The sequence below is a fragment of the Pseudonocardia sp. OZ21 genome (assembly GCF_059359135.1).
Map to the genome: position 1 here is coordinate 46,507 of NZ_JCADBN010000001.1, position 24,735 is coordinate 71,241.

The 24,735-nt window shown below is 70.4% G+C and carries 27 protein-coding genes, 1 other RNA gene, 1 pseudogene and 1 riboswitch; of the genes and pseudogenes, 12 read left to right on the forward strand and 17 right to left on the reverse strand.

All coding sequences use genetic code 11. The features are described 5' to 3' along the window. Positions 1-377: 377 nt before the first annotated feature. The 4 genes from AC5L35_RS00255 to AC5L35_RS00270 are packed head-to-tail and all read right to left on the reverse strand — an operon-like array spanning position 378 to position 3,357. Positions 378-1,247 (reverse strand): amidohydrolase family protein, encoded by an 870-nt coding sequence (locus AC5L35_RS00255; RefSeq protein ID WP_495057443.1) that lies wholly within the window; start codon positions 1,245-1,247, stop codon positions 378-380. Continuing rightward, positions 1,244-1,441 carry a CoA transferase gene (locus AC5L35_RS00260; RefSeq protein WP_495058054.1) on the reverse strand — a complete coding sequence of 66 codons (198 nt, stop codon included), beginning with the start codon at positions 1,439-1,441 and terminating at the stop codon, positions 1,244-1,246. Before AC5L35_RS00260 ends, AC5L35_RS00255 begins: the two co-directional genes overlap by 4 nt. 18 nt (positions 1,442-1,459) lie before the next feature. Next, positions 1,460-2,392 carry an MBL fold metallo-hydrolase gene (locus AC5L35_RS00265; RefSeq protein ID WP_495057444.1) on the reverse strand — a complete coding sequence of 311 codons (933 nt, stop codon included), beginning with the start codon at positions 2,390-2,392 and terminating at the stop codon, positions 1,460-1,462. Between the two features lie 38 nt (positions 2,393-2,430). Next, a complete protein-coding gene (locus AC5L35_RS00270; RefSeq protein WP_495057445.1) occupies positions 2,431-3,357 on the reverse strand; it encodes a phosphoribulokinase in 927 nt (308 codons plus the stop codon). Positions 3,358-3,471: 114 nt separating this feature from the next. On the opposite strand from AC5L35_RS00270, the gene AC5L35_RS00275 reads away from it, so the two are divergent. Beyond that, positions 3,472-4,128, forward strand: a complete 657-nt coding sequence (locus AC5L35_RS00275; RefSeq protein ID WP_495057446.1) for a response regulator — start codon at positions 3,472-3,474, stop codon at positions 4,126-4,128. Beyond that, on the forward strand, positions 4,125-5,345 hold the full coding sequence (locus AC5L35_RS00280) for a GAF domain-containing sensor histidine kinase (protein WP_495057447.1): 1,221 nt from the start codon (positions 4,125-4,127) through the stop codon (positions 5,343-5,345). Before AC5L35_RS00275 ends, AC5L35_RS00280 begins: the two co-directional genes overlap by 4 nt. 13 nt (positions 5,346-5,358) lie before the next feature. Here the strand turns inward: AC5L35_RS00280 and AC5L35_RS00285 are convergent, their stop codons facing one another. The 4 genes from AC5L35_RS00285 to AC5L35_RS00300 are packed head-to-tail and all read right to left on the reverse strand — an operon-like array spanning position 5,359 to position 9,219. After that, a complete protein-coding gene (locus tag AC5L35_RS00285; RefSeq protein ID WP_495057448.1) occupies positions 5,359-6,243 on the reverse strand; it encodes a LysR substrate-binding domain-containing protein in 885 nt (294 codons plus the stop codon). Then, positions 6,240-7,280: a CbbX protein gene (gene cbbX, locus AC5L35_RS00290; RefSeq protein ID WP_495057449.1), complete on the reverse strand. Its 1,041-nt coding sequence runs from the start codon at positions 7,278-7,280 to the stop codon at positions 6,240-6,242. The genes AC5L35_RS00285 and cbbX overlap by 4 nt, the downstream gene beginning before the upstream one ends. Positions 7,281-7,332: 52 nt before the next feature. Continuing rightward, on the reverse strand, positions 7,333-7,779 hold the full coding sequence (locus AC5L35_RS00295) for a ribulose bisphosphate carboxylase small subunit (RefSeq protein WP_495057450.1): 447 nt from the start codon (positions 7,777-7,779) through the stop codon (positions 7,333-7,335). 9 nt (positions 7,780-7,788) lie between these two features. Beyond that, positions 7,789-9,219: a form I ribulose bisphosphate carboxylase large subunit gene (locus AC5L35_RS00300; RefSeq protein ID WP_495057451.1), complete on the reverse strand. Its 1,431-nt coding sequence runs from the start codon at positions 9,217-9,219 to the stop codon at positions 7,789-7,791. Positions 9,220-9,497: 278 nt separating this feature from the next. Here AC5L35_RS00300 and AC5L35_RS00305 point away from each other — a divergent pair, with 278 nt between their 5' ends. Then, entirely contained in the window at positions 9,498-9,920 is a 423-nt protein-coding gene (locus AC5L35_RS00305; protein ID WP_495057452.1) for an NADH-quinone oxidoreductase subunit C, read from the forward strand. Between the two features lie 11 nt (positions 9,921-9,931). Here AC5L35_RS00305 and AC5L35_RS00310 read toward each other — a convergent pair whose 3' ends face one another. The 3 genes from AC5L35_RS00310 to AC5L35_RS00320 form a co-directional block, all read right to left on the reverse strand. Beyond that, positions 9,932-11,638, reverse strand: a complete 1,707-nt coding sequence (locus tag AC5L35_RS00310; RefSeq protein WP_495057453.1) for an MFS transporter — start codon at positions 11,636-11,638, stop codon at positions 9,932-9,934. Positions 11,639-11,714: 76 nt separating this feature from the next. Continuing rightward, a complete protein-coding gene (locus AC5L35_RS00315) occupies positions 11,715-12,203 on the reverse strand; it encodes a hypothetical protein (RefSeq protein ID WP_495057454.1) in 489 nt (162 codons plus the stop codon). Positions 12,204-12,631: 428 nt separating this feature from the next. After that, positions 12,632-13,138 (reverse strand): anti-sigma factor family protein, encoded by a 507-nt coding sequence (locus AC5L35_RS00320; RefSeq protein ID WP_495057455.1) that lies wholly within the window; start codon positions 13,136-13,138, stop codon positions 12,632-12,634. Between the two features lie 137 nt (positions 13,139-13,275). On the opposite strand from AC5L35_RS00320, the gene AC5L35_RS00325 reads away from it, so the two are divergent. Next, complete coding sequence (locus tag AC5L35_RS00325; RefSeq protein ID WP_495057456.1) at positions 13,276-13,980, forward strand: sigma-70 family RNA polymerase sigma factor; 705 nt, start codon at positions 13,276-13,278, stop codon at positions 13,978-13,980. Here AC5L35_RS00325 and AC5L35_RS00330 read toward each other — a convergent pair. Then, positions 13,886-14,785: a serine hydrolase gene (locus AC5L35_RS00330; protein WP_495057457.1), complete on the reverse strand. Its 900-nt coding sequence runs from the start codon at positions 14,783-14,785 to the stop codon at positions 13,886-13,888. The genes AC5L35_RS00325 and AC5L35_RS00330 overlap by 95 nt on opposite strands. Positions 14,786-15,038: 253 nt before the next feature. Beyond that, positions 15,039-15,530: a helix-turn-helix domain-containing protein gene (locus AC5L35_RS00335; protein ID WP_495057458.1), complete on the reverse strand. Its 492-nt coding sequence runs from the start codon at positions 15,528-15,530 to the stop codon at positions 15,039-15,041. An 85-nt stretch (positions 15,531-15,615) separates the two neighbouring features. On the opposite strand from AC5L35_RS00335, the gene AC5L35_RS00340 reads away from it, so the two are divergent. Together AC5L35_RS00340 and AC5L35_RS00345 are read left to right on the forward strand one after the other, a co-directional pair. Next, positions 15,616-16,806, forward strand: a complete 1,191-nt coding sequence (locus AC5L35_RS00340) for an MFS transporter (RefSeq protein WP_495057459.1) — start codon at positions 15,616-15,618, stop codon at positions 16,804-16,806. Positions 16,807-16,973: 167 nt separating this feature from the next. Next, a complete protein-coding gene (locus tag AC5L35_RS00345) occupies positions 16,974-17,912 on the forward strand; it encodes an NADP-dependent oxidoreductase (protein ID WP_495057460.1) in 939 nt (312 codons plus the stop codon). 135 nt (positions 17,913-18,047) lie between these two features. Here the strand turns inward: AC5L35_RS00345 and AC5L35_RS00350 are convergent, their stop codons facing one another. After that, entirely contained in the window at positions 18,048-18,317 is a 270-nt protein-coding gene (locus AC5L35_RS00350) for a hypothetical protein (RefSeq protein WP_495057461.1), read from the reverse strand. A 235-nt stretch (positions 18,318-18,552) separates the two neighbouring features. Between AC5L35_RS00350 and AC5L35_RS00355 the strand changes: the two genes are divergently transcribed. Further along, positions 18,553-18,951 carry a hypothetical protein gene (locus AC5L35_RS00355; protein ID WP_495057462.1) on the forward strand — a complete coding sequence of 133 codons (399 nt, stop codon included), beginning with the start codon at positions 18,553-18,555 and terminating at the stop codon, positions 18,949-18,951. 86 nt (positions 18,952-19,037) lie between these two features. Then, positions 19,038-19,516 (forward strand): annotated as a pseudogene (locus AC5L35_RS00360) (DinB family protein). Positions 19,517-19,653: 137 nt separating this feature from the next. On the opposite strand, the gene AC5L35_RS00365 reads toward AC5L35_RS00360, so the two are convergent. After that, positions 19,654-20,199: an anthrone oxygenase family protein gene (locus tag AC5L35_RS00365; protein WP_495057463.1), complete on the reverse strand. Its 546-nt coding sequence runs from the start codon at positions 20,197-20,199 to the stop codon at positions 19,654-19,656. A 171-nt stretch (positions 20,200-20,370) separates the two neighbouring features. Beyond that, positions 20,371-20,433, forward strand: a riboswitch (guanidine-III (ykkC-III) riboswitch). Between the two features lie 9 nt (positions 20,434-20,442). Between AC5L35_RS00365 and AC5L35_RS00370 the strand changes: the two genes are divergently transcribed. Both AC5L35_RS00370 and AC5L35_RS00375 read left to right on the forward strand, forming a co-directional pair. Beyond that, complete coding sequence (locus tag AC5L35_RS00370) at positions 20,443-20,757, forward strand: DMT family transporter (RefSeq protein WP_495057464.1); 315 nt, start codon at positions 20,443-20,445, stop codon at positions 20,755-20,757. A 181-nt stretch (positions 20,758-20,938) separates the two neighbouring features. Further along, positions 20,939-21,748 (forward strand): maleylpyruvate isomerase family mycothiol-dependent enzyme, encoded by an 810-nt coding sequence (locus AC5L35_RS00375; RefSeq protein ID WP_495057465.1) that lies wholly within the window; start codon positions 20,939-20,941, stop codon positions 21,746-21,748. Between the two features lie 35 nt (positions 21,749-21,783). Here the strand turns inward: AC5L35_RS00375 and AC5L35_RS00380 are convergent, their stop codons facing one another. Then, positions 21,784-22,740, reverse strand: coding sequence for a TIGR03619 family F420-dependent LLM class oxidoreductase (locus AC5L35_RS00380; RefSeq protein WP_495057466.1), 957 nt, complete (start codon positions 22,738-22,740; stop codon positions 21,784-21,786). Between the two features lie 165 nt (positions 22,741-22,905). Here AC5L35_RS00380 and AC5L35_RS00385 point away from each other — a divergent pair, with 165 nt between their 5' ends. Beyond that, on the forward strand, positions 22,906-23,298 hold the full coding sequence (locus AC5L35_RS00385) for a MerR family transcriptional regulator (protein ID WP_495057467.1): 393 nt from the start codon (positions 22,906-22,908) through the stop codon (positions 23,296-23,298). A gap of 132 nt (positions 23,299-23,430) precedes the next feature. Here AC5L35_RS00385 and rnpB read toward each other — a convergent pair. Then, an RNA gene (rnpB, locus tag AC5L35_RS00390) (RNase P RNA component class A) lies at positions 23,431-23,851 on the reverse strand. 88 nt (positions 23,852-23,939) lie between these two features. On the opposite strand from rnpB, the gene AC5L35_RS00395 reads away from it, so the two are divergent. Further along, positions 23,940-24,731 (forward strand): class I SAM-dependent methyltransferase, encoded by a 792-nt coding sequence (locus tag AC5L35_RS00395; protein ID WP_495057468.1) that lies wholly within the window; start codon positions 23,940-23,942, stop codon positions 24,729-24,731. The last annotated feature ends 4 nt before the right edge of the window (positions 24,732-24,735 follow it).

The window sequence follows — 24,735 nt, forward strand, 5'->3', positions numbered from 1 at the left end:
CCACCGCCCGCGCACCGCGTCGATCAGGATCTGCGCCCAGCTCGCGACCTGCTCCGGGTCGAGCGTGCCGATACCTCGGGAGCGCCAGTCGCCGTAGATCGGGATCTCGTTGGTGAGCAGCCAGCCTCCCACCGCGGGATGATCGGCGAACCGGGCCGTCAGCTCCCGGACGTACCAGGCCTGCCGCGCGACGAACCAGACGTCACCGAAGATGTCGCGCCCGTTCCGCCACGCCGGGTCCCAGCTCGCGCCCGACATGTGTCCGACGATGAATGTCGGGACCGAGGTCATGCCCAGCCCCTCGTGCTTTTCGAGGAAGTCGCGGAACCGCTCCACCAGCCTCTCGTCGAGGGGGTGATGGACTCCTCGCTCGGAGGTCAGAGGCCGGACGGCAGGGCATACCAGCGGACGGCGGTGCCGCCCCGGACCTCCGCCAGCTCGGCCGGGGTCAGTCCGCAGCCCGCCACCGCGTCGTCGAGATCACGCAGTGCTCGGCCGTAGCCGGCCCGCAGCGTGACGACCGGCCAGTTGCTGGCCAGCATCAGCCGGCGCGGCCCGAACAGGTCCACGGCACGGGAGACGTAGGGGACCAGGTCCGCCGGTCGCCATTGCGCCCACGCGGTCAGTACGTCGATGCCCACCGACACCTTGAGCGCGACGTTCTCACAGGCAGCGAGCGAGGACAGCCTCCTCCCCCAGCCGGCGGGATCTCCGGTGTCGAGCGGTGGCCGAGCCAGGTGGTCGACGACGATTCTCAGCTGCGGCACCCGGCGCGCCAGCTCCACCACCGCTTCTGCCTGCTCGTCGGTGACCGGGACGACGTCCCAGGCGAGGCCCTCGGCCGCCAGCTCGCGCAGGAGCGAGACCGTGCCGGGGGCGGCCAGCCAGCCGAGAGGGGCGCGCCCGACGAGGCAGCGCACGCCGCACCACCGGTCCCGGTCGGCCCTGCTCAGCTCGGCGCGCGCGACCTCCGGATCGTCGAGGGGCAGCCAGCCGACGACGCCTGCCACGCGGGAGGACGCGGCGGCGTACCTGGCGAGCCGGTCGTTCTCCTCCGGCGTGTCCACGGACTCCACGAGCACGGTGGCGTCGACGCCCGCCCCGTCGAGCAGGGGCAGCAGGTCGGCCGGCTCGAAGTCGCGGGCGAGCGCGGCGTGGGCGCCGATGCGCCACGGCTGCTCCTGCTCGTCGGTCCGCCAGAAGTGGTGGTGCGCGTCGACGGCGGGGACGCGGTCGACGGGGGTCACCGGCCGGTCCGGTCCGATGCCGCGGCTCCGAGCACCTCGTCGGTGTGCTCGCCCAGCAGCGGCGGCGGCCGCCGCACCGTCACCGGTGTGGTGCTGAGCCGTAGCGGCGAGGCCAGCACCGGAACTGTGCCGTCCACCGGATGCTCGACGTGGGTCACCATCCCGCGGGCCTTCACGTGCGTATCCTCCTCCAGAGCACCAAGGCTGCCGCGTCAGGCGAAGCAGCCGATCGGACCGCCGTTGAACGTCACCATGTCCGGCCACACCGCCGCCAGCGAGAGCGGAGCGCCGAGCGGGTGGCCGTCGAGCTCGGAGTAGGCCCGGTGCAGGTTGCCGACCAGCCGCTCACTCTCCTGCCAGGCGGCGAACCGGTTGTCCCGGGCGGCCGTGGCCGCCTCCAGCGGTGTGCGTCCCGCGCCGTGCCCGTCCCGCGCCACGGAGTCGACGAACGCCACGTACTCCGCCATGTCGTCGAGCAGCTCACCGACCTGGTCACCCCGCCGGACGGGCCCGTGGCCCGGCACGAGCACCTCGGGCCGGAGGTCGCGGATCACCCCGAGCGCCGCCGGGTAGCCCGCGACGCTGCCCTCCGCCAGGAACGGCTGGCCGCCGGCGAATGCGAGGTCGCCTGCGAACAGCGTGCGCTGCTCGGGCAGCCAGACCAGGACGTCGCTGCGGGTGTGCGCCGGTCCGACGTGGATGAGCTGCACCTCCCGGGCGGCGAGGTGCAGCGTCATGCCACCGGTGAATGTGACGTCGGGCGGGCGGACCTCGATGTGCCCGTAGTCCGGCCCGGTCAGTACCTGGGCGGCGAGCAGACCGGCGGCGAGCGCGTCCTCCCGGCAGGTGACGTGGCCGATGATCGGGGTGCTCGCCGGCATCAGCCAGTTGCCGAAGGTGTGGTCGCCGTGGTGGTGGGTGTTCACCAGCGCCCGCGGCGCCTCGGCGCTGATCGTCTCCACCGAGGCCAGCAACGCGCGGTTGCGGGCCTCCGTCGAGGTGGTGTCGACCAGGAGGTAGCCGCCGTCCCCGCCGGTGACGACACCGGTGTTGTTCACCATCCAGCTGCCGTCCGGCTGGACGTAGGCGAAGGCGCCGGGCGCCACCTCGACGAGCTCGGGTGCCGGCAGCGATCGGGATGTCATGGCGTCATTCTGACCGTGCCGGGTCGCGCGCCGAGTGGCTAGGCGGCGTCCAGCATGTGGAAGAGCAGCAGGAGCTGGGTGATCGCCAGCGGTTCGCTGCGCTGCCCCTCGCCGAGCACGCCCAGCCCGTCGGGCACGTCACCGGGCTGGTCGAGCAGCGCCCACATCGCCTTCTCGAGGCTGCGGCTCTCCTCGGTGGGGACGTAGCCGTGCACGTGCAGCGTGTCGACCGGCCTGCCGTCGGTGTCGCGGCACAGCTTCACGTGCATCGTCCGGTGGTTGGCCAGCACGCCACCGAGGTCGGGATGGCGGATGGTCGGCCGGAGCACGAGCTCGGCGGAGAGCGGGGTGCCCGGCGGATCGTCGCGCACGGCGATCGGCGCGAACCGGACCACGATGTCGGCGTGGCTGCGCTGCGGGCGGATGTGGGCCTCCGACTCGTTGGTCCGCCGGTCGAGCTCGGCGAGCACCTGCCGGCGGGAGTAGCCCCGCGCCGTGGTGTCCCGCGACAGCTTCCAGCTGCGGCGGATGTCCTCCGGCGGGTCGAGGAACACCGTGACGTCGAAGCAGGCGCGGGAGAGCTTGCTGTGCAGCGGGAGCAGGCCCTCCACGATGATGTACCGGTTGGGCTCGACGCGCTCGGGCCGGGCCAGCTCCCCCGTGGAGTGGTCGTACACCGGCTTGAGGATGGGCTGGCCACTGGCCAGCAGCTGCAGGTGCTGCTCCATGATGTCGAGGTGGTTGCAGTCCGGATGCAGCGCGGTGAAGGGCAGGTCGCGCCGCTCGGCCCGGTCGTACCGGTGGTAGTCGTCCACGCAGATCGAGACGCAGTTGTCCGGGCCCAGCGCCTGCACCAGCCCACGGGTGAGGGTGGTCTTGCCGGCCGCGCTGTCCCCCGCGATCGCGAGCATCACCGGGCGTGAGCCCGGGCCGGCACGCACGATCCGGAACGCCTTGTCCGCCATGGACCGACCGTAGGCCGGTCAGAACCTGACCGAGTCCCCCGCAACGGGGGTAGGGCGGGGGATCCGCACGTGCGAAGGCTGTTCGGCCGGGGGCCACGGACCTATCGTCGGTAGATGCCCGGGCCGCTGCGCATCGTCCTCGTGGACGACCACGAGATGGTGCGCCACGGCCTGAAGGCGATGCTCGCGCCGTTCCGCAGCCGGGTCAGGGTGGTCGGCGAGGCCGAGGGCGCCGACGACGCGGTCCCGCTGGTCGACGGCCTGGACCCCGACATCGTGCTGTCCGACGTCCGGCTGAACGGGGCGAGCGGCCTCGACCTGTGCCGGCGGCTCTGCCAGGAGCGGGCGGGGCGGCGGGTGGTGCTCCTGTCGGTGTACGACGACGAGCAGTACCTGTTCCAGGCACTGCGGGCGGGCGCGGCGGGCTACCTGATCAAGCGCATCACCGGCGAGGACCTGGTGCGCCACCTGGAACTGGTGCACGCCGGGGAGACCGTCATCGACCCCGGCCTGGCCGGTCGCGCCGTCGCCTCCGCGGCCCGGCTGCACAGCGGGGAGTTCTGGCCCGGAGCGCGCCACGGCCTCACCCACCGCGAGAGCGAGGTGCTCTCGCTGATCGTGAGCGGCCTGTCCAACCGCGCGATCGCCACCCGCCTGATGGTCGGCGACGAGACGGTGAAGAGCCACCTGCGCTCGATCTACCGCAAGCTCGTGGTGAACGACCGTGCCGGTGCCGTGGCCGCCGCTCTGCGCGAAGGCATCTTCCAGTGACCACGGCACGGCGGCCCGCCCTCGGCGGTCTCGCCGACCTCGAGGCGGAGAACGCGCTGTTGCTGGCCATCGTGGAGGCGACCTCGTCCGGCCCGGAGGTCGAGCCGCTGGCCGCCGCCGTCGCCCGGTTGATCGTGGAGGCCACGGCCACCGACGTCTGTTTCGTGCACGTGCTCGACGACGCAGGCCGCTCGCTCACCCTCGCCGGTGCGACCCCGCCGTTCGACGCCGAGGTCGGCAGGGTGCGGCTGCCGATCGGCATCGGCGTCGCGGGCTGGGTCGCCGCGCACGGCGAGCCCGCCGTCATCGTCGACGACAAGCACGCGGACGCGCGCTACCTGCCGATCCCGGCCCTGCGCGGCGCCGACTACACCTCGATGGCCTCCGTGCCGATGACGAGCGACCTGGCCGGCCTGGTCGGCGTGCTCAACGTGCACACGGTGGCCCGCCGCGAGTTCACCGCCCGCGACATCCGGCTGCTCACCTCGATCGGCAGGCTGGTGGCGGGTGCCCTGCACTCCGCCCGGCTGCACCGCAGGCTCGCCGCCAGGGAACGCGCCCACGAGCAGTTCACCGAGCAGGTGATCGCCGCCCAGGAGACCGAGCGGCGCCGGCTCGCAGGCGACATCCACGACGGGATCTCCCAGCGCCTGGTCAGCCTCGGGTACCACCTCGACGCGGCAGCAGGCACGCTGCGCACCGACCCGGCGTACGCCGAGCAGCAGCTGATCCGTGCCCGCGAGCTGGCCGACATCACGGTGGACGAGGCACGGCTCGCCGTCGGCGGCCTGCGTCCCCCGGTGCTCGACGACCTCGGGCTCGCCGGCGGCCTGGCCAGCCTGTGCCGGACGGTGCCCGATCTCGACTGCGAGCTGGACCTCGGTGACGAACGCCTGCCCGAGCACGTCGAGATCGCGCTGTACCGCATCGCTCAGGAGGCCCTGCAGAACGTGCAGAAGCACGCTCGGGCCACCCGCGTGGAGCTGCGGTTCGCCGTACGGGACGGCACGGCCCGGCTGGAGGTCGGCGACGACGGCTGCGGGTTCGACACCGGGCCGGGCGGGTTCGAGGCGCGTGACCAGCAGCCGGACTCCGCGGGCTACGGGATGCGCAGCATGTCCGAGCGGGCCGAGCTCGTGGGCGGCACCCTGACCGTGCGCTCGCGCCGTGGGGCGGGCACGACGGTCACCGTGACGGTGGCTGTCCCGACGCTGTAAGGGCTCTCCCGGGTCAGCGCGGCGGTGGCGCCGTCCAGCCCAGCTCCGGGTGCGTCAACAGGTGCTTCACGAACATGTCGGTTGCTGCCGTGGCGTGCCGCTGGCTCACGGCGTGCCACGGGCGGTGCAGGGGGGTGCCCGGCATCGGCAGCTCCACGAGCTCTCCGCCGTCGAGCTGCCGGGCGACGGCCTGCCGGGACGCCAGTGTCACGCCCAGCCCCGCTTCGGCCGCCGCGATCACCGCACCCGGCGAGCCGAGTACGAGCTTCGGGGGGTCGGCCTCCAGGGCGGCGAGGAGCGCCTCGCAGGTGGCGCGGGTGCCAGAACCGGCTTCGCGCATCAGCCACGTCGTGTCCGCCGGGGAGAAGCCATCGGCCGACAGCGGTGCGCCCACCACGACCAGGCTGTTGGCGCTGACCGCGCGGATCCCGCCTGCCAGGTCGTCGGGCGGACGCCCGGCGAGCACGAGGTCGACCTCGTGCTGGGCCAGCAGCGGCCACACCCGCGCCCGGTGGTCGACCTCCAGCCGCAGCGTCACGTTCGGATGGCGCCGGTGAAAGGAGGCGAGCAGAGCCGGGACGACGTGCTCCCCCGCCATCGTCACGGCGGCCAGCCGCAGCAGCCCCCGCTCCGGGTCGGCCTCGCCGCGTGCCGCGGCCATCGCCTCGTCGTGCAGGCCCAGGATGCGGCGGGCGTAGCCGGCGTAGCGCTCCCCGGCCGGGGTGAGCAGCACCCCGCGACCGTTGCGGCGCACGAGCGGCACCCCGACGTCCGCCGCCAGCGCGCTCACCGCAGCCGACACCGACGACTCGGTGACCACCAGGCGCTGGGCAGCACCCCGCACCGAGCCGGCGTCGGCCAGCTCGACGAGTGCCCGCAGGCGGGCATTGGTGGTCACACGAGCATGGTCCCGGACCCACCACCTCCGGCGGTACCCCGCTCACCCGGCTCTGAACTGCCCGGATGGGGGTCGAACACCCGGCTCGCGAGCAGGTCGGCCGCCTCGATCGTGGTCAGTGCGTCGCGGTCGACCCGCGAATCCGCCCCGTCGACCAGCCGGCGCGCCTGGCGCAGCCGGGCCCGTTCCACGGCATTGCGGACGCTGCGCGCGTTGGCGAAGCGGGGGCGGGCCATCCGGCGTTCCAGGTAGTCGCGCAGTACCGGCCGGGCATCGGCGGCGAAGGCGTACCCCAGCTGGTCGGCCATCCGGTCGGCGATCTGCTCCAGCTCGTCGGCGGTGTAGGCGGGGAAGGTGATGTGGTGGGCGATCCGCGAGCTCATGCCCGGGTTGCTGCGGAAGAACACGTCCATCTCGTCGGCGTACCCGGCGAGGATGACCACCACGTCGTCGCGGTGATTCTCCATCACCTGCAGGAGGATCTCGATGGACTCGCTCCCGTAGTCCCGCTCGTTCTCCGCCTTGTGCAGGTAGTAGGCCTCGTCGATGAACAGCACGCCACCCATCGCGCGCTTGAGGACGTCGCGGGTCTTGGGCGCGGTGTGCCCCACGTACTGCCCGACCAGGTCGTCGCGGGTGACGGTCACGAGGTGCCCGCGGCGGAGGTAGCCCATCCGGTGCAGCAGGCCCGCCATCCGCAGCGCCACCGTCGTCTTGCCGGTGCCCGGGCCGCCCGTGAAGCACATGTGCAGGTTCGGCGGCGCGGTCGTGATGCCGAACCGCGAGCGGGTGCGGTCCACGAGCAGCAGCGCGGCGATCTCGGCGATCCGCGCCTTCACCGGCGCCAGCCCCACCAGCTCGGCGTCGAGCGCGTCGAGCACGTCGTCCACCCCGGTGGCGCTGCGCTCGGCGGCGAGGTCGACCACCGCGTCAGGAGCCAGCGGGGGCGGGGCCCCGTCGTCGTCCGGCGTGACCTCCGGTTCGGACGCCACCGCACCACCCGGCATCGCGAACCCCGGCCGGGCGCCGGAGCTCACGCGAGCCCCCGCCCGGGTTGCAGCAAAGCCACTTTCACGCAACCTCGTTGCATCAACGTGGCTTTGCTGCAACGGGGCGCGCGTCGTACCGCTCACCCTGCGGGCGGCCCGTCGCGTAGGACGTGGTCGTGTACGTGATCCGCCGGTCCGCGCCCTCGTGGCGCTCCAGGCGGAAACCGGGCTCGGGCTCGGGGCGCTGCACGATGAACGACAGCGCGGTCGTCTGCCTGCCCAGCCTGGCGTCGTACGCGTTGAGCTTCACGTAGCAGTCGGGATGGGCGGTGCGGCAGGCGTCCACCTCGAGCATCACCCCGGCCGGGTCGGCCAGGTCGAACATCGGCAGGCCCCACATCTCCCAGTAGGTGTTGCGCGGGTGCGGGTCGTCGGTGAACTCCACCGACAGCGGCCAGCCGTTGTCGAGGCAGTACCCGATCTGGGCGGTGATCTCGGCGTCGGTCAGGTCGGGAAGGTGGGAAAAGGTCCCCTGGGTGATGCGCACGGAGGCTCCTCAGACCCCGGTGGGCGTGGCGACCACGTCCGGGGTGTCGGTGGCGGCGTAGTCGAACGTGATGTCACCCCAGGTGGCCAGCGCGACGTCGAGCTCGCGACAGCGGCTCCCTGCCGTCTTGAGGATCTCGGGGCCCTCCACCATGACGTCGCGTCCCTCGTTGCGGGCCTTGATCATCGCCTCGACGGCGACGCGGTTGGCGGTGGCTCCCGCGGCGATGCCCATGGGGTGGCCGATCGTGCCGCCACCGAACTGCAGGACGACGTCCTCACCGAGGTGGTGCAGCAACTGGTGCATCTGACCGGCGTGGATCCCGCCGGACGCCACCGGCATCACCCCGGGCAGCGACGCCCAGTCCTGGTCGAAGTACAGGCCCTTCACCGGGTCGGCCGGCACGTGGTCGAGCCGCAGCGTGTCGTAGAACCCGGCGACGATCGTCGGGTCGCCCTCCAGCTTGCCCACCACGGTGCCGGCGTGGATGTGGTCGACCCCGGCGAGGCGCATCCACTTGGAGATCACCCGGAAGCTCACGCCGTGGGTCTTCTGCCGCGTGTAGGTGCCGTGCCCGGCCCGGTGCAGATGCAGCAGCACGCCGTGGCGTCGCGCCCACGCGCTCATCGACTGGATCGCGGTGTAGCCGACCGTCAGGTCGAGCATCACGATGACGCTGCCGAGTTCGCGGGCGAAGTCCGCCCGCTCGTACATCTGTTCCATCGTGCCTGCGGTGACGTTGACGTAGTGGCCCTTGACCTCCCCGGTCGCCGCCTGCGCACGGTTGACCGCCTCCATGCAGAACAGGTAGCGGTCGCGCCAGCGCATGAACGGCTGGGAGTTGATGTTCTCGTCGTCCTTCGTGAAGTCCAGCCCGCCGCGCAATGCCTCGTAGACGACGCGGCCGTAGTTGCGGGCGGAGAGCCCGAGCTTGGGCTTGGTGGTCGCCCCCAGCAGCGGGCGGCCGTACTTGCCCAGGTACTCCCGCTCCATCACGATCCCGTGCGGCGGTCCGGCGAACGTCTTCACGTAGTGAGTGGGGATCCGCATGTCCTCCAGGCGCAGGGCCTTGAGCGCCTTGAAGCCGAACACGTTGCCGATGATCGAGCTCGTCAGGTTGGCGATCGAGCCTTCCTCGAACAGGTCGAGGTCGTAGGCGATCCACGCGATGTACTGCCCCGGCGAGCCGGGCACCGCCTCGACCTTGTAGCACTTCGCCTGGTAGTGCTCGTGGGCGGTGAGCCGGTCGGTCCAGACCACGGTCCAGGTGGCGGTGCTCGACTCCCCCGCCACGGCGGCGCCGGCCTCTTCGGGCGGCACCCCCTCCTGCGGGGTGATGCGGAAGGCGCACAGGATGTCGGTGTCCTTCGGCACGTAGTCGGGCTGCCAATAGCCCATCTCCGCGTAGGGGATGACGCCTGCACTCCACCGGTCCGACATGGGCCGAGCATGGGCCCCCAAGCCTGACCGATCAATCAAGACTTCCGGGCCAACCCTTCACCATTCCCTCAAGCATCACGCCCAGCCCCGGCCGGCGGTTCGGCGGCCGCGACCCTTGAGTGAATGGTTGACGGTTCGCCGGCAACTCTCCATGGACGGCCGACGCGTCCGGCATCACCGTAGGTGCAGCGCCGGTCTCTCCCCCGGCCCCCAGCGACGGGATGTCCCATGGACGAGTACCCGAGGTCGTACGCGCCGGCCGGGCCGGGGTGACGGGCATGGACACCGAGGACATCGCCCTGCTCGCCGGGGCCGCGCTGGCGATGGGCGAGCCGGAGATCGGCCACGGGATGCTGACGGTGACGGTGACCCCCGCCGCGTGGTGCCACGCCCTGGAATGGGCGCGTGACGGCCTCGACTGCTCGCATCTCGACTTCCTGTACGGCGTCGACGATCTCGGCGCCGAGCCCGCCGGGGTCCTGGTCGTGGCGCACTTGCAGTGCCTCTCGCGACGCCACCACCTCCTCCTGCGCACGCTCGTGCCGGCCTACGACCTCCGGCTGCCCACCGCGACCGGCGTGTACCGCGGCGCGAGCCGGCACGAGCGGGAGACCCACGAGATGTTCGGGGTGCACTTCACGGGCCACCCGGTGCAGGACCGGCTGCTGCAGGACGGCGTCGAGGGCCTTCCGCTGCGCTGAGGGTCCGCGGATCAGACCTGGGCGTGTGCCGTGTCCGGCACGGGCCGGTCGGACCCGTGGTGGTACTTCCCACCGCGCAGCGCCGACGCGACCGCCGCCACCAGGCAGGCCACCGCGGCGAAGCCCAGAGCCAGCGTGAGGCCGGCCGCGAACGGCCCGGAGATCAGTTCGGGGAAGAACGCCCGCCCGGTGAGGAACTGCGCCTGCGACGGCGGCAGCCCGGCGAGCACCTGCGGGCCGAGCAGGTTCTGGATCGGGTTGTCACCCAGCAGCGCGGCGAAGAGGGTGCCGACCGGCGGCAGGCCCGCCACCCGGGCCGCGACGTCGGCGGGCACGCCGTGCGCGACGAGTCCGGAGGACAGGGCGCCCGGCAGCGTCCCGGACAGACCCACGATGAGCAGCGTGAAGAACACGCCGATCGACAGGACCGTGGCCGCGTTCTGGAACGTCGAGGTCATGCCGGCGCCTGCCCCGCGCTGGTCGACGGGCAGGCTGTTCATGATCGCGGCGCGGTTGGGCGAGCTGAACAGCCCCATCGCCAGCCCGTTCAGCAGGAGCAGGGCCGCGAACGCCCGGTAGTCGAAGTCGACGGGAAGCAGGTCGAGCAGGAGGAAGCTGACGGCGGCGAGCACCATCCCCCCGGTCGCGAACGCCCGCGCCCCGAACCGGTCGGAGAGCATGCCGGACACCGGTCCCGCGACCAGGAAGCCCACCGTCAGCGGCACCATGTAGATGCCGGCCCACAGCGGCGTCTGCTCGAAGTCGTAGCCGTGCTCGGGCAGCCAGATCCCCTGCAACCAGATGATCAGGATGAACTGCAGCCCACCTCGGCCCAGCGCGGCGAGCAGGCTGGCCAGGTTGCCGGCGGTGAAGGCCCGAATCCGGAACAGCGTGAGCCGGAACATCGGGTCGGGCACCCGGGTCTCGATCACCGCGAAGCCGATCAGCACGACGATGCCGCCGAAGACCAGCCCGAGCACCGTCGGACTCGTCCACCCCATGACGTGCGTGCCGTAGGGCTGGATGCCGTAGGTGATGCCGGTGAGGACCGCGACGAGCCCCACCGCGAACGTGACATTGCCCCACCAGTCCAGCCGGGCGGGCCTGCGGACTCCGGTCTCGCGCAGCTTGAGGTAGGCCCAGATCGTGCCGAACATCCCGACGGGCACGGACACCAGGAAGATCCAGTGCCAGTTCACCGGCGCGAGCAGGCCGCCGATGACGAGCCCGAGGAACGATCCGGCGATCGCAGCCACCTGGTTGATACCCAGTGCCAGGCCGCGCTGGTCGGCGGGGAACGCGTCGGTGAGGATCGCCGTGGAGTTGGCGAGCAGCAGAGCGCCGCCGACGCCTTGCAGCACCCGCATGCTGATCAGCCAGATCGCGGCGGCGGCACCGTGGGTCCAGGTGACGGCCAGCAGCACGGAGAAGACGGTGAAGACAGCGAAGCCGAGGTTGTACATCCGGGTGCGCCCGAACATGTCGCCGAGCCGTCCGAAGCTGACCACGAGCACGGCGGTGACCACGAGATAGCCCATGATCAGCCAGAGCAGGTAGCTGATGTTCGCCGGCGCGAGCGGGTCGATGCCGATTCCGCGGAAGATGTCCGGCAGCGCGATGAGGAGGATCGACATGTTGATCGTGACGATCAACACTCCGATCGTCGTGTTCGAGAGCGCGACCCACTTGTAGCGCTCGTCCGGCAATGTCCTTAGCATTGCCAACAATATACGCCGGAGACGACCCTGGCACCTCCCGTGCGGGGACCGGGCTACGAGCCGGCGGGCCGGCGCGTCAGCGAGACCGGCGGATGCGGTTCGCGATCACGGCGGTCACCGTGAGGACCACGACCCCGGCCAACTCGAGGACCAGCGTGGTCGGGACCAGAGGCGTCGTGAGCTCGTCGACGAAACCGAACAGCCCCACGGTCAGAGCGAGTGCGAGTGCCCCGAGGGTGGCCGCCATGAACAGGGCCCCCAGCACCGTCACGAGGCGGAGGTACCGCGGTCGGACGACGACCACTGCCAGCGCCAGCAGGGTGCCCCCGATCGCGTTGAGCAGGAACGCCACGCCGATCAGCGGAATGCTGCCGTAGCCGACGAAGTAGAGCACCAGATGGCTGCCCCCCACCACCAGCAGCAGCGCTGCACTCAGCGCGCGGCAGATGGACAGGACGAGCCGGTCGGCTGCGGTGTCGGATCCGCTTGCGGTGACCGCTACCGAACCCGACGGGGGAGTCGGCGGCGCCGGTTCCCCCGTGACCGGCGGACGTGATTCCTCCATCAGTTCGCCGCGCCACGCATCGGAGGCAGAGCGAACCGGACATCCTGCCCACCACGGCCGGACAGAGCATCCTCCACAATGTGGTGGATCAGCGATCCTCTTGAGACGGCAAACAGAACGCCGGAGGGGACGCCGAGTCGGTTGCGGTGCATCTGTACCTCCTGATCGCTGGTGGCACCTCGAAAGGCACCGCGGCTGCAACACTTCTGACCACGATGTGGAGTGCCCCAAGGTTCAGCGGAACCCCATGTGCCGTGGATCCCACCAGCAAAGGACCAGTAAAGTATGCCGGTGGGTGGGCGCGCACCGCGCAGCGGGCAAGATCACTCTCGTGGTGCGATCTCCGTCACAGTCCACATACCGGGACGGATGACGTTCCCGGAGTTCTTCACGCGCCGCCCCTCCAGGACCCACCGCAACTCGGATGATCAGTACCCGGGCCACCTCGGCCACCACGCCTGCCGACGACCGCCACAGCCACCGATGCCGGTACTGCGCCTCTCCGGGGCACGCCGCCGCGGCCATCCGGAGCAGGGACTCCCGCCCACAGCCTGGGCACGGTTACCCCACTCGGTAGCGTCGACACAGCTCAGAAGTACCAGCACCGGCGCCAGCTCCGCGAGTTCGCTCTGGCACGCCGCGCAACCGGCGAGATGGACGTCGAACTCCATGCGTTCGGCCGCCACGAGGCTGCCGACCAGGTAGGCGCCCAGGGCAAGACAGACGTCCTCGTGTCCGCTCACGACGGCACCACACCAGGGAAACCTGCTGACGGCATCACGTGCCCCTTGACGAGCCACGATGGCATCCGGTTCACCTGGGGCGCAGATGTGGCCCAGGCCATCACCAGTTGTTGGCCCGGGCGCGAGGAAAGTTTTGCCCAGTCGCCGTCGCATGAGGCACAAATATTGAGACATTACGGTCGGATCTGCCATTCAGCTTTTCGTAAGAAGTACGATATCCTCGCCATTCGTCCGATTCTTCGACGTAAAACGACACCCAAACGGACGATTGCATTCCGCTCGGAGAACGCCGGTCCGAAGGGAGACGATCACTCCGATATGCTGGCCGGGTGCCGGACCAGAAGGACAATCCGCTGCGTGATCCCCGCCTGCGTCACGAAGATCCGTCCGAGGCGGCGGCATTGATGCAGCTCGTGCACGACCGTCACAGTGGGGCGCTCCGATCGTTCGCCATGCGCCTCACGAGTGGAAATGCGAGCAAGGCCGAGGACGTCGTGCAGGAGACGATGCTGCGGGCGTGGCGCCACCTCGACGCTCTCGACGAGGCCCGGGGTTCCCAGCGCACCTGGTTGTTCACCGTCGCCCGACGCATCGCGATCGACGAGTGGCGGTCACGTCCCGAGCGCGTGGAGTGCCCGACCGACACGGTCCCGGAGTTGATCGCGGAGGACGCCATCGACCGGGCCGTTCAGCGCTGGACGGTCACCGCGGCGTTGAACCGGCTGTCCCGGGAGCACCGGTCCGCCCTGCATGCGTGCTACTTCCACGGCCGCTCGGTTCGCGAAGCCGCCCGGGAGTTCGGGGTGCCCGAGGGCACCGTCAAGTCCCGGCTGTACTACGGCCTTCGTGCTATGCGGGTCGTGCTCGAAGGAGGCGAGGTCGTGACCAGCACGAACTCCCCCACGAGTGCCCCGCCGTCCGCTGTCGCCTCGGCCGCCATCAGGGCTGGGGCAGCGCGGCCTCGGCGTCATGGGCAGCTGTCGTCACGGTCGCGCGGACGGCAGCGGAACCCAGCCGCGCCGGGTTCTTGCTGAGCACGGCGATCACATAACGGTGGTCGGCTCCGAGCACGCCGGTGGTGTGCAGGTCGAAGTCCGAGCCGATCCACATCCAACCCTGCTTGGCCGCGACGTTGGCCTGCCGGGGCGGAGCGATCAGCCCGAATGCCTGGTTGAAGCCGTCCGCACCGAGGTCGTGCGCGTTCCCCAGGTTGTTCACGATCATGGCCCGGCTGCTCGGGCTCATCGACGTCAGCACGTACTCGTACACCGCCACCACATCGCGGGCGGAGATCAACGTCTCGCCCCACTGGGAAGGGTCGGTCGGCGGTTTGCTGTCCTTGAGCCCGACCAGCGAGATGGTCTGCGCGACGGTCTGGGCGCCACCGAACTTCTCCCACAGCGCGTCCATCGCGTTGTCGTCACTGGCGACGAGTGCGCGCTGGATGTCGGAGGTGTCCGTAGGGGTCAGCGTCACGGCCCCGGTCTCGACGCGGTGCAGGATGGCAACCACCGTGTAGAGCTTGACGACCGACGCCGAGTAGAAGTCCGTGGTGCCTTCGGCGCCGACGGACTCCTGCCCGGTCGACCGGTCGAGAACCGCGACCCCGATCTGGGTGTTGCCGTTCGAACGGTCGAAGGCGTCCACGGCCTGCGTCGCCGCGTTGACGGCCGCCGAGGATGACGCTGCCGCTCCGGCAGCGTCATCAGCAGCACGGGCGGGCATCGCCATGGGTGCGTCGACGGGTCCGGGTAGAACGGCGGCGGCAACCGGAGTGCCGGCTTCAGTGTGATCCTCGACCATCACGGTGCCCGCTCCCACGAGCACGGCCAGGATCACGACGAGCAGGGTGTTCCTCGGGAGTCCGCGCCACTGTTTTCCCCTCACGATCTGTTGACGAAGCACGGTGGCGCTTCGTTGCCCTTCGTGGGCCCACTCACAGCAGATCAACAGCTTCGCCGCGCAACTCACAGGCGCGCCTGGCCGCCGTCCTTGAGTTCGCCGATCTGCACGGGTATTGCCCTGCCGGAGCAGAACATAGGATTAGTCAGGACATTCGATCGCGACGAGCCCGAGACGGACCATGCCGACGTCACCCCTGGTCGGGTTGCAACCCGGCGCGCGAGGATCGTCCGGTATTCCTCGGCTCGTCCCGGTGGGAGTGCAGGCCGATGAGCAGTAGCGCGTCGAGCAGCCGCCACCAGTCGATGTCATCGGGCTCCGCGCCGAGCGCCGGACCCACGCGCGCGAGCAGGTCGACCAGCGCGGTCGCCACCTCGCCCGGGCTCCGGTTCGGCCCGGCGAGCTCGATCGTGACCCTCCGGAACCGCTCGGTGCGGGCCACACGAACCAGCGAAGCGGGCGGTCCCACCGCCGGCTCCGATCCCGGCTGGCCGAGCTCCACGGACAGCTCGGTTCCCAGTGCGCGGGCCAGCCGGTCGAGCGCGGCGATGGTCGGGTTGCCCCGCCCGTTCTCCAGGTTCGCGATGTAGGGCACCGACAGGCCGGCGTCGGCCGCGACCGAGGCGACCGTGCGGCCTGCCGCGGCACGCAACGCGCGTAGCCGCCTGCCGAGCTGCTCCATGCGAGCACCCTATCTTCACAGAATCTGTTCTGGTACTTCTATCTCTACAGAACATGATTCCAGCCGGACACCATCGAGGGATCCCATGCTCCAGGCGTTGCGGGTGCGCGACTTCAGGCTGCTGTGGAGCGCCAACCTGGTGAGCGGGCTCGGGTCCTGGCTGCTGGCCATCGCCGCGCCCGCGCACGTGCTGGCCGCCACCGACTCGCTGCTGGCGACCGGGCTCGTCGTCGCTGCCGAGTACCTCCCGTTCCTGCTGCTCGGTCCGGTCGCGGGTGTCCTGGCCGACCGGATGGACCGCCGGAAGCTCCTGGTCTGCACCGACCTGCTGCGCGCCGCCGCCATCGCCCTGCTGTTCACCGCCGACACGGCACCGTGGATGGTGCACGTGGCCGTGCTCATCGAGAGCGCCGCAACCGTCGTCTTCATGCCCGCGATGCAGGCGCACGTGCCCGCCGTCGTCGGCACAGGCGCGCTGCTCAGCAGCGCGAACGCCCTCAACGCCGTCATCAACGGCACCGTTCGGCTGGTCGGGGGGCCGCTCGGTGCCGCGCTGCTGCTCACGGCGGGGTTTCCGGCGCTGGTAACCATCGACGTCGCGACCTACCTGCTCTCCGCCGTCACCATCGCCGCAACCAGGCCACGGGACCGGCCCGATCCGCGGGGCGGGCGGGAGTCCTTCCGCGCCGGCCTGCAGGTCCTGCGCGCGCACCCCCTGATCGCGGCGCTGCTGCCGGCCACCGGCGTGTTCCTGCTGGCGAACGCCGCGCTCAGCGCGCTACTGGTGCCGCTGGGCGTCCAACGGCTCGGCGGACCGACCGCCATCGGTCTCGTCCTGTCCGCACTCGGCGTCGGGTTCCTCCTCGGCGCCCCACTGCTCCGGCTCCTCGTGGACAGGATGTCGATCCGCCCATTGCTCGCGAGCGCCCAGACCGTGACGGCGGTGGGGTTCGCCCTTCTGGTCAACGCGACCGCACTGCCGCTGGCGCTCATCGCGGCCGTCGTCATCGGCACGTCCGGATCGGTGGTGCTCGGTGCACCACGGACCGTCTGGCAGCGAACCATTCCCGGCTCCGCGCTCGGGCGGGTCGGCGCGGTCTTCGGGATCGTGGAAGCGGCAGCGACGCTTGCCGGCGCCATCCTCGGGCCGGCCCTGGCGCAGGTGGCGGGCCTGGGCGTGGCGGTCAACGCCGCCGTGCTGGTCGCCGTTGCCGGGGCGGTGCTGACAGCGGTGGTCGTGCCGCCTTCGCCCGCTCCGGAAACGTCACCCGCCTAGCGGGACGAGTGCGACAGGCCCGCCAGCAACAGGTTCGCCAACCTCCGGACGGCGAGCCCCCCGCGTGGGTGCGCCGCTGTTCGACGAACCCGAGTCCTGCCGCGTGGGAACCGAGCAACGCCTCGTTCAGGCGCCGGTCCCGCAGCTGGTGTTCCGCGAACCGGTGAATGGTTCCGGACAGCGCCCGCCAGGGGTGGCGAGAGCGGCACGAGCGAAGAGAGTTTCCCGAGCCGCATGCCGGTCCAGCAGAAGTACGAATCAGGGTTCGGGCCGCCGGGGTATCACCGGTCGATGTCGCGTTGCGCGCCGGCCTGTCACCGTCGGGCGCACGGCTCGCCTTGCCCCACGTCCCCGGCGTCGACGCGGCCGGAGCGATCGACGAAGTCGGCCCGGATGTGGTCGGGTCCGCCACCGGAGACGAGGTCTTCGGTGCGGTCGACGTCGCCCGGCTGGGTGGGGCGAGCGCTGAGTTCGCCGTCCTGAGGTTCTGGACCGTGAAGCCGACCTCGATGTCGTGGGCCGAGGCCGGCGCCGCCGGCACGAGCATCGAGACCGCCACCCGGGCGCTCGACCGCCTCGACGTGCGCGGAGGAACAACGCTCCTGGTCGAGGGGGCCGCAGGCGGCGTCGGAAGCGTCGTCGTGCAACTGGCGATCGCCCGGGGCGCCCGCGTGATCGGCACGGGACGTCCGGAGAACCAGACCTTCATCGCCCGACTCGGCGCGATCCCCGTCACCTACGGCAGGGGGCTGGCCGAGCGGGTCCACGCCCTCGACGTCGAGCAGGTCGACCTTGCGCTGGACGTCGCCGGCACCGGCTCGCTACCCGAACTCATCGCCGTCACCGGCACGCCGGAATCGGTCCTCACGATTGCGGACTTCTCCGGCCCGGAACTCGGGGTCCGGCTCTCGCTCGGCGAACTCGGCGGCGAACCCGACGGGCGGCACGGCCTCTCGCTCGCAGCCGCACTCTCCGAAGAAGGACGTTTTCGCGTCCCCGTCCAGGAAGCGTTTCCCATGACCCGGGCGGCCGAAGCACACGCGGCCGCCGCACACGGACCTCGGCAAGGAAAGATCGCTCTCATCGCCCACGGCGATCACCACTGAGCCGGGCTGGAACGAGCGACCGGTCAACCCGGAGCGAACTCCACGACGATTTCCTCGGGATCTGCGGGAGGGTCGGGCAGGTACTCCATCTCCCGGGCGTGGACCTCGGAAGGTATCCGTAGGAGACCCCGGCGATCACTGGGGGCACCCATCCCCTCCGCTCTGAAGAGCAGCACCGTACGGCAGATCATGTGGGCTATCGTCGCCGGGATGATCTTCGAGAACGGCCCCGAGGAGCCGTTGCTCGGCGGCGATGTCACCGAGGGCGTCGTCCGCGTCGGGGACACCGTCCGGCGCCCTCGGCAACCCGGCTCCGATCTGGTCGAGGTACTGCTGACCCACCTGGAGCGCGTCGGCTTCGACGGGGCACCCCGGTTCCTCGGGATCGATGCGCGTGGCCGCCAAGCGCTGTCCTACGTGAACGGCGAGGTCGCCGGGCGGCCGTGGCCCGCCTGGGTGGCCGACGATGAGCGGATCGCGGGCGTCGCCCGCCTCGTCCGCCGGTACGACGACGCCGCCCGGTCCCTGGGCATCCCGGAGAGCGCGCGGGCGGGCGTGCCACCGGACCCACCGGGCACACCACCCTCGATCGCCGGCCCGCCGGGCTTCGTGGGGCACATGGACATCACCCCCCGAGAACGTGGTGTTCCGCGATGGACGCGCGGCAGCCCTCATCGACTTCGACCTGGCCCGCCCCACCGACCGGGTGGGAGAGGTCTGCAACGTGCTGCGGTGGTGGGCCCCGCTCATGCCGGTCGTCGACCGCGAGGCTGCCGTCCAGGACGTCGACGCTGTTGCCCGGGCAGCCCTGCTTGTCGACGAGTACGGACTCGACCCGATCGACCGGCGCCAGGTCGTGGCGACCGCACGCAACAGCGCGGACCGCTCCTGGTTCCTGATGCGGGACCGAGCGCGCCGGCTGGGCGGCGGCTGGCAGCGCATGTGGGACGAGGGCATCGGCGACCGCATCCTGCGCCAGCAGGCGTGGCTGGCCGAGAACGCGGCCACGCTGCACGACGCCGTCACACACCACCGCTGACAGTCTCGTCGTTGTCGGGGGCGGCGGCGGTGGGCGCGGCAGTGCGCTAGCGTCCGGCTCCCATTTCCGGAGAAGGGCATGCCTCGGTGGACGACGAGAAGAGGGCCCTCCTGGAGTTCCTCGCGTGGCAGCGTGCCAGCGTCCTGGCGATCATCGACGGGCTCGACGCCGAGGCACTGACAACCTCGGTCCTGCCGTCGGGCTGGACTCCGCTGGGGCTCGTGGAACATCTCGGCCACGCCGAGCGGCACTGGTTCCAGGAGATCGCCACCGGCTCCGCCGACCCGCTCCCCTGGCCCGACGACAACACGCCCCTGATCACCTCGCGGTCGCCGTCAGTAGTTCTCGAGTTCTACCGCGACCAGTGCGAGCGCTCCGACGCGATCCTCAGGGCCCTGCCACTTCCGCGCCCCCGCGCGCCCGTCACCCCGACTACCTCGGGGACCAGATCACCGACCTGCGCGGGATCATCCTCCACATGATCGAAGAGACCGCCCGCCACGCCGGACACCTCGACATCGTTCGCGAGCTCATCGACGGGAAAACCGGCCTCGGCCCCCGCTGACCTGCACGAGCGGGTATTGATGCGGGCTGCATTTAGGCACCGCGCTGGCTGCACTCGCCTGGCGGGCTACGTCGACGGCTGCTCGTGGCACTGCTGTCCGGACCACCAGCGACGTCTCCCGCGGGGCGCACCGGCGCTCACCGCGAAGCGGGCGTGGGCCGCCTGGCCGGGGTTCGGGCGGCCGGGCGGCTCCGCCCGTGGAGTACCACAGCCCAGATGAAGCAGGCGAACCCGGCGGTGGACGTAATGGCCCTGACGACGTTCCAGGGCACCCAGGTGGCCTCGAAGCCGGCCCGCAGGCCCGCGAGGTCGGCGATCTGATCGGGGTCACCGGCGGCGTTGATAGCGGTGGTCAGCGGCACGTGGACGGCGACGGTGATGACCAGCGCCGCCGCAGCGAGCACGAACCCGGCCGCGGTCCAGGGCAGCGCCTGCCGGTGGCCCGGGCTGAGATGCAGCACGGCGGCCAGGGCGGCCAGCACCGGCGCGCCGAGGAAGACGCCCATGAACCAGCCATTCTCGACCGCGAGGTTGATCTGCTGCATGGCGTCGACGAAGGTCCGGTCATCCACCTGGCGCAGTCCGGCCATGACCGGGACCGAGAAGGTGTAGAACTGCCCGGCGTACAGCCCCGTGGTGAGGGTGGCCGCGAGCAGCACAACGCCGCGCAGCATGTCCAGCATGTCGTCCTCCTGTGGCGCCACCGGGGATCGCCCTCAATATCTCTCAACTTTCCCTCGAAGCCCGGAAGGTCGAACCATTCGTAGGGTGTGAATCAACGAATGCGCGATCTCACTCGCGGTGGCGATCACTACAGAATTTGCGCGGCTCACCCAGGCTGTGACATCTTCAGTGCAGAGCCCCTCCGGGCTCCCGGACGAGGGTGCCGTACCCGGACAGCGACAAGACGGCACACGGGAGTTCGCATGTCGTGGCTCGTTCTCGTGTTGTCCGGCGTCCTCGAAGCAGTGTGGGCCACAGCCTTGAGCAGATCTCAGGGCTTCACCCGGCTGGTCCCGTCGGTGATCTTCGCCGTGGCCCTGATCGGCAGCATGGCCGGCCTCGCCTACGCCATGCGCGCCCTGCCCATCGGCACCTCCTACGCGGTATGGGTGGGCATCGGGGCCGTTCTCACCGTCGTCTATGCGATGGTCACCGGCACAGAGCCCACCTCAGTACTGAAGATCGTCTTCCTCGTCATGATCATCGGCGGCGTGGTCGGCCTGAAGGCGAGTCACTGACAGCAAGTCAGCGCGGGCCGGCATCAGGCCGATGCCGCTCCTTCGACTGGCTTTGCAGTGAGGCCGGCGTCCGGCTGCGGTTCGGATTACGGACGTCCCTCTGCTCACGCGATGAGTTTCAGTGCAGACGCGGGTCTGACCGACTGACCACGCTTCACCACGAGATGAGAGATGGCGGGCGATGATCGAGCTGACGCTGGAACGGTACGGGCAGGCGCTGGTGGACCAGACCGCGCAGTTCGCTGAGACCGCGCGCCGCGCGGCAGCGGATGCACCGGTGCCGACGTGCCCGGAGTGGACCTTGAGCCAGCTCGTCGAGCATGTTGGTCAGACACAGCATTGGGTTGCCTCGCTCGTGGAGAAGCGGGTGTCCGACCCGTCTCAGATCCCCACGTCGTACTCGGCGCTGCCGGCCGACCGGGACGAATGGGGGTCATGGCTGGCCGGCGGCGCATCGCTGCTGGCTGCGGCCTGCGTCGATGCCGGCGAGGACGCGCCGGTATGGAACCCGTCGGGCGACGCTCGGTCAGGGACACAGTTCTGGCTGCCTCGCGTCCTCGCGGAGACGATCATTCACCGCGCCGATGCCGCCGCCACCGCGGACGTGGCCTACCAGCTCGACGCCGAGCTCGCCGCCGGTGCAATCAGCGACCACCTGGCGATGATGACCTCGCCGGGGTGGGCGGCTCAGCGGCCGGACTCCGCCGAGGCGCTTCGCGGCAGCGGCCAGACGTTGTACCTGCAGGCCAGCGACGAGCCGAGCCTTGGTGAGGCCGGCGAGTGGTTCATCGAACGCGGCGCTGAGGGAGCGACGTGGCAGCAGCGCCCCGGCGCAGCGGACATCACGGTCCGCGGGCCGGCGACCGCGTTGCTGCTTGTGCTGACCAGGCGTCGGTCGATCTCTGCCGCGCTGGACGACAGCCTGCACGCGTCAGGCGACCTCGACCTGTTGACCCACTGGGTCGACCACACCGCCCATCAGGCCGGGTAAGCCGAAGGATCCCGAAGTCCGGATGGCAGCATCGGTCATGACGCTGCGACCCTTTCGCGGATCTCCACCGCAGTCTCGAGCATCTGCCGAGTGCTGATGAACCAGTCCTGCAGATTCAGATCCACGATGAGCTCGTCCGCACCCGCTTCTTCGGCCGTGTGGATGTCCTCCATGATCTGGTCGAGAGTGCCGACGAACGCCGATCGGTCAGGTCCTGCCGGCCGGTCGGTGAAGGTGACGTTCCCCACCACGACCATCTCCATCCGGCTCGCGTCCCGGCCGTATCCAGAAGCCATTTGCCGGATGTGGTCCCAGTTTGCGCGCAGTTCTTCGGCTCCGGCCGGCCCGGGGGTGGTAAGTAGCGGCAGCCAGCCGTCTGCGCGTTTGGCGACGCGCTCCAGGGCTTTGGGACTGCCGCTGCGGCCCAGGTTGCTGGCACCGCCGGCGATCATCACGGGGATTTTCGAAACGGGCTTGGGCAGGATCGAGGCGTTGTTGATGACTACGCGAGGACTCCGGAAGGTCACGGGGTCCGGCCCCCACACGGCATCGAAGACGTCCAGCGTCTCGTCCAGGAAGCGGCCGCGATCCGCTCGGGTGGCGCCAGTGGCCCGGAGTACGTCGGTGGACCAGCCGGCTCCCATACCGGCGACCACACGACCGCCGCTGATCTGATCGACCGTGGCCAGCGCCTTCGCCAACTGGACGGGTGTGTGGAGTGCAGCGATCAGAACGGCAGTACCGAGGCGCACCTTTTCGGTCGCCACCGCCGCCGCCGTGAGGACTGCCAGGGGGTCGGCGGTCTGCCGCCCGCTCTCCGGCCACGGCACGTTCGGCGGGGCATAGGGTTCGACGGGCGTCTCCGCGAAGAGCAGCTGTTCGTACGTCCACAGACTGGCGTATCCGGCCGCTTCGGCCGTTCTCGCTGCTTCGACCAAGTCGCGTTGCAGGTCGACTCCCAATCTCTGGGGCAGACGAAGTCCGAGTTTCATGTGCAACCTCCGATGTGGTCATGATTGTCGCGGCCGCAGCAGGAATGTAGCCAAACTTCAGGCATGACCCGGCTTTCCAGGAGAGCGCAGTTTCCGGCTGTTCTCGGCCCACCACCGAGTCTGAACACTCACACTGATGTGAGGGTCAAGTGTAGGCTTGAACACATGAAGATCGGAGAGCTCGCGCAGCGTACCGGCGCATCCCGTCGGCTACTGCGCTACTACGAGGAGCAGGGGCTGATCACACCCAGCCGCGCCCCGAATGGTTACCGCGAGTACGGAGAACCACACGTAGACGTCGTGCTGCAGATCAAGGGACTACTCGATGCCGGACTGCCGACCCGCATCATTCAGCAGCTCCTCCCGTGCCTGGACAAACCGAAGACGATCTACGTCCCCTACGTGAAACCCGAAATGATCGCCACCCTGCGTCGCGAACAAGCTCGGCTGTCCGAACGCATCGAGTTCTTGACCCGCAACCGAGACGCAATCGCCGACTACCTCGACACGGTTCTCAGCGTTATGCCGGCGACCACCGAGAGCAGAGCCACGGCATGATCGGGATTGCGACCAAGAAGAGCACTCGCCTCGGTCCGCCCCAGTGAGGTTCAGGCCTGGGTGACTGCCGTCCCCGCCCGTCATCAGTCACTCGTGGTGCTCGCCCGGATGTGACAGGGCGAGTGCTTGGGGCGGACGAGCTGGCCTGTAAGCCGGATCCTGTTCCCGGGCGCCTTGCGGCGCACCGTTCGGCGACCATCCATCTGGGCCTGCCGTCGCCGGCAGGCTCTAGCGGTCTACCCGCAGGCTCGGACGGGCCGCCCTCGAACGCCTGCGCAGCTCCCCGTTCCTTCAGGCTGGAGAGCCTTTTGACCTTGCTCCGGGTGGGGTTTACCGAGCCACCCCGGTCACCCGGGGTGCTGGTGGTCTCTTACACCACCGTTTCACCCTTACCTCGCTCCCGGACTCTCGTCCGGGCCGAGGCGGTTTGTTCTCTGTGGCACTGTCCCGCGGGTCGCCCCGGGTTGCCGTTGACAACCACCCTGCCCTACGGAGTCCGGACTTTCCTCGGCGGTGACCCGAAGGGCACCTCCGCGGCCGCCCGGCCAGCTCGTCCGCGCCGCGAACTGTACTCGGCCCGCCTCCGTTCACCGCGAGCGGACATCGCGGACAGAACCGACCGGCGCGGGCAGGCTCGGTGCGTGACGTTCTCCGGAGAGGTTGCCGACTACTACTCGCGATTCCGCCGGGGATATCCACCACCGGTGACGGACTTCCTGCTCGGGGCGCTCGGCGTCGGAGCCGAGGACGTCGTGGTCGACCTCGGGTGCGGTACGGGCCAGCTCGCGATCCCGCTCGCCTCCCGGGTGCGGCACGTCGTCGGCATCGACCCCGAGCCGGACATGCTGGCTCACGCGCGGCGGGCCGCACGGGAGCACGGGGCGAGATCGACGTCCTGGGTGCTCGGTTCCGACGCCGATCTCCCGACCCTTCGCGGGCTGCTCGGTGGCACGCACATCGCCGCCGTGACCGTGAGCTGCGCGATCCACCTCATGGACTCCGCCGCGCTCTTCGTCGGCCTCCGCGAGCTGCTCCCGCCCGGTGGACGGGTCGCGGTGATCGCCAACGGGACGCCCATCTGGCTCCAGGCAAGCGCCTGGTCGCAGGCGTTGCGGGGCGTCCTCGAACAGCATTTCGGACGACCGCTGACGGCGACGTGTGGCACCGACGACGTCACGCGCGAGGGCTACCGGACGGAGCTGGAGAGCGCGGGGTTCGCCACGGGCCACGCCGAGCTCGGCTACCACGAGGCGATCGACGTCGAGTGGATCGTCGGCAACCTCTACTCCGCGATGTCGCCCCACCAGCTCCCGCGGGAGGAGGACCGGCCCGCTTTCGCCCAGCAGGTCCATGACGCGCTCAGGGCGGCGCAGCCCGAGGGTGACTTCGTCGACGACGTCCGGGTGGCCGTCCTGCTCGGTGAGCGCCGGTGACCGG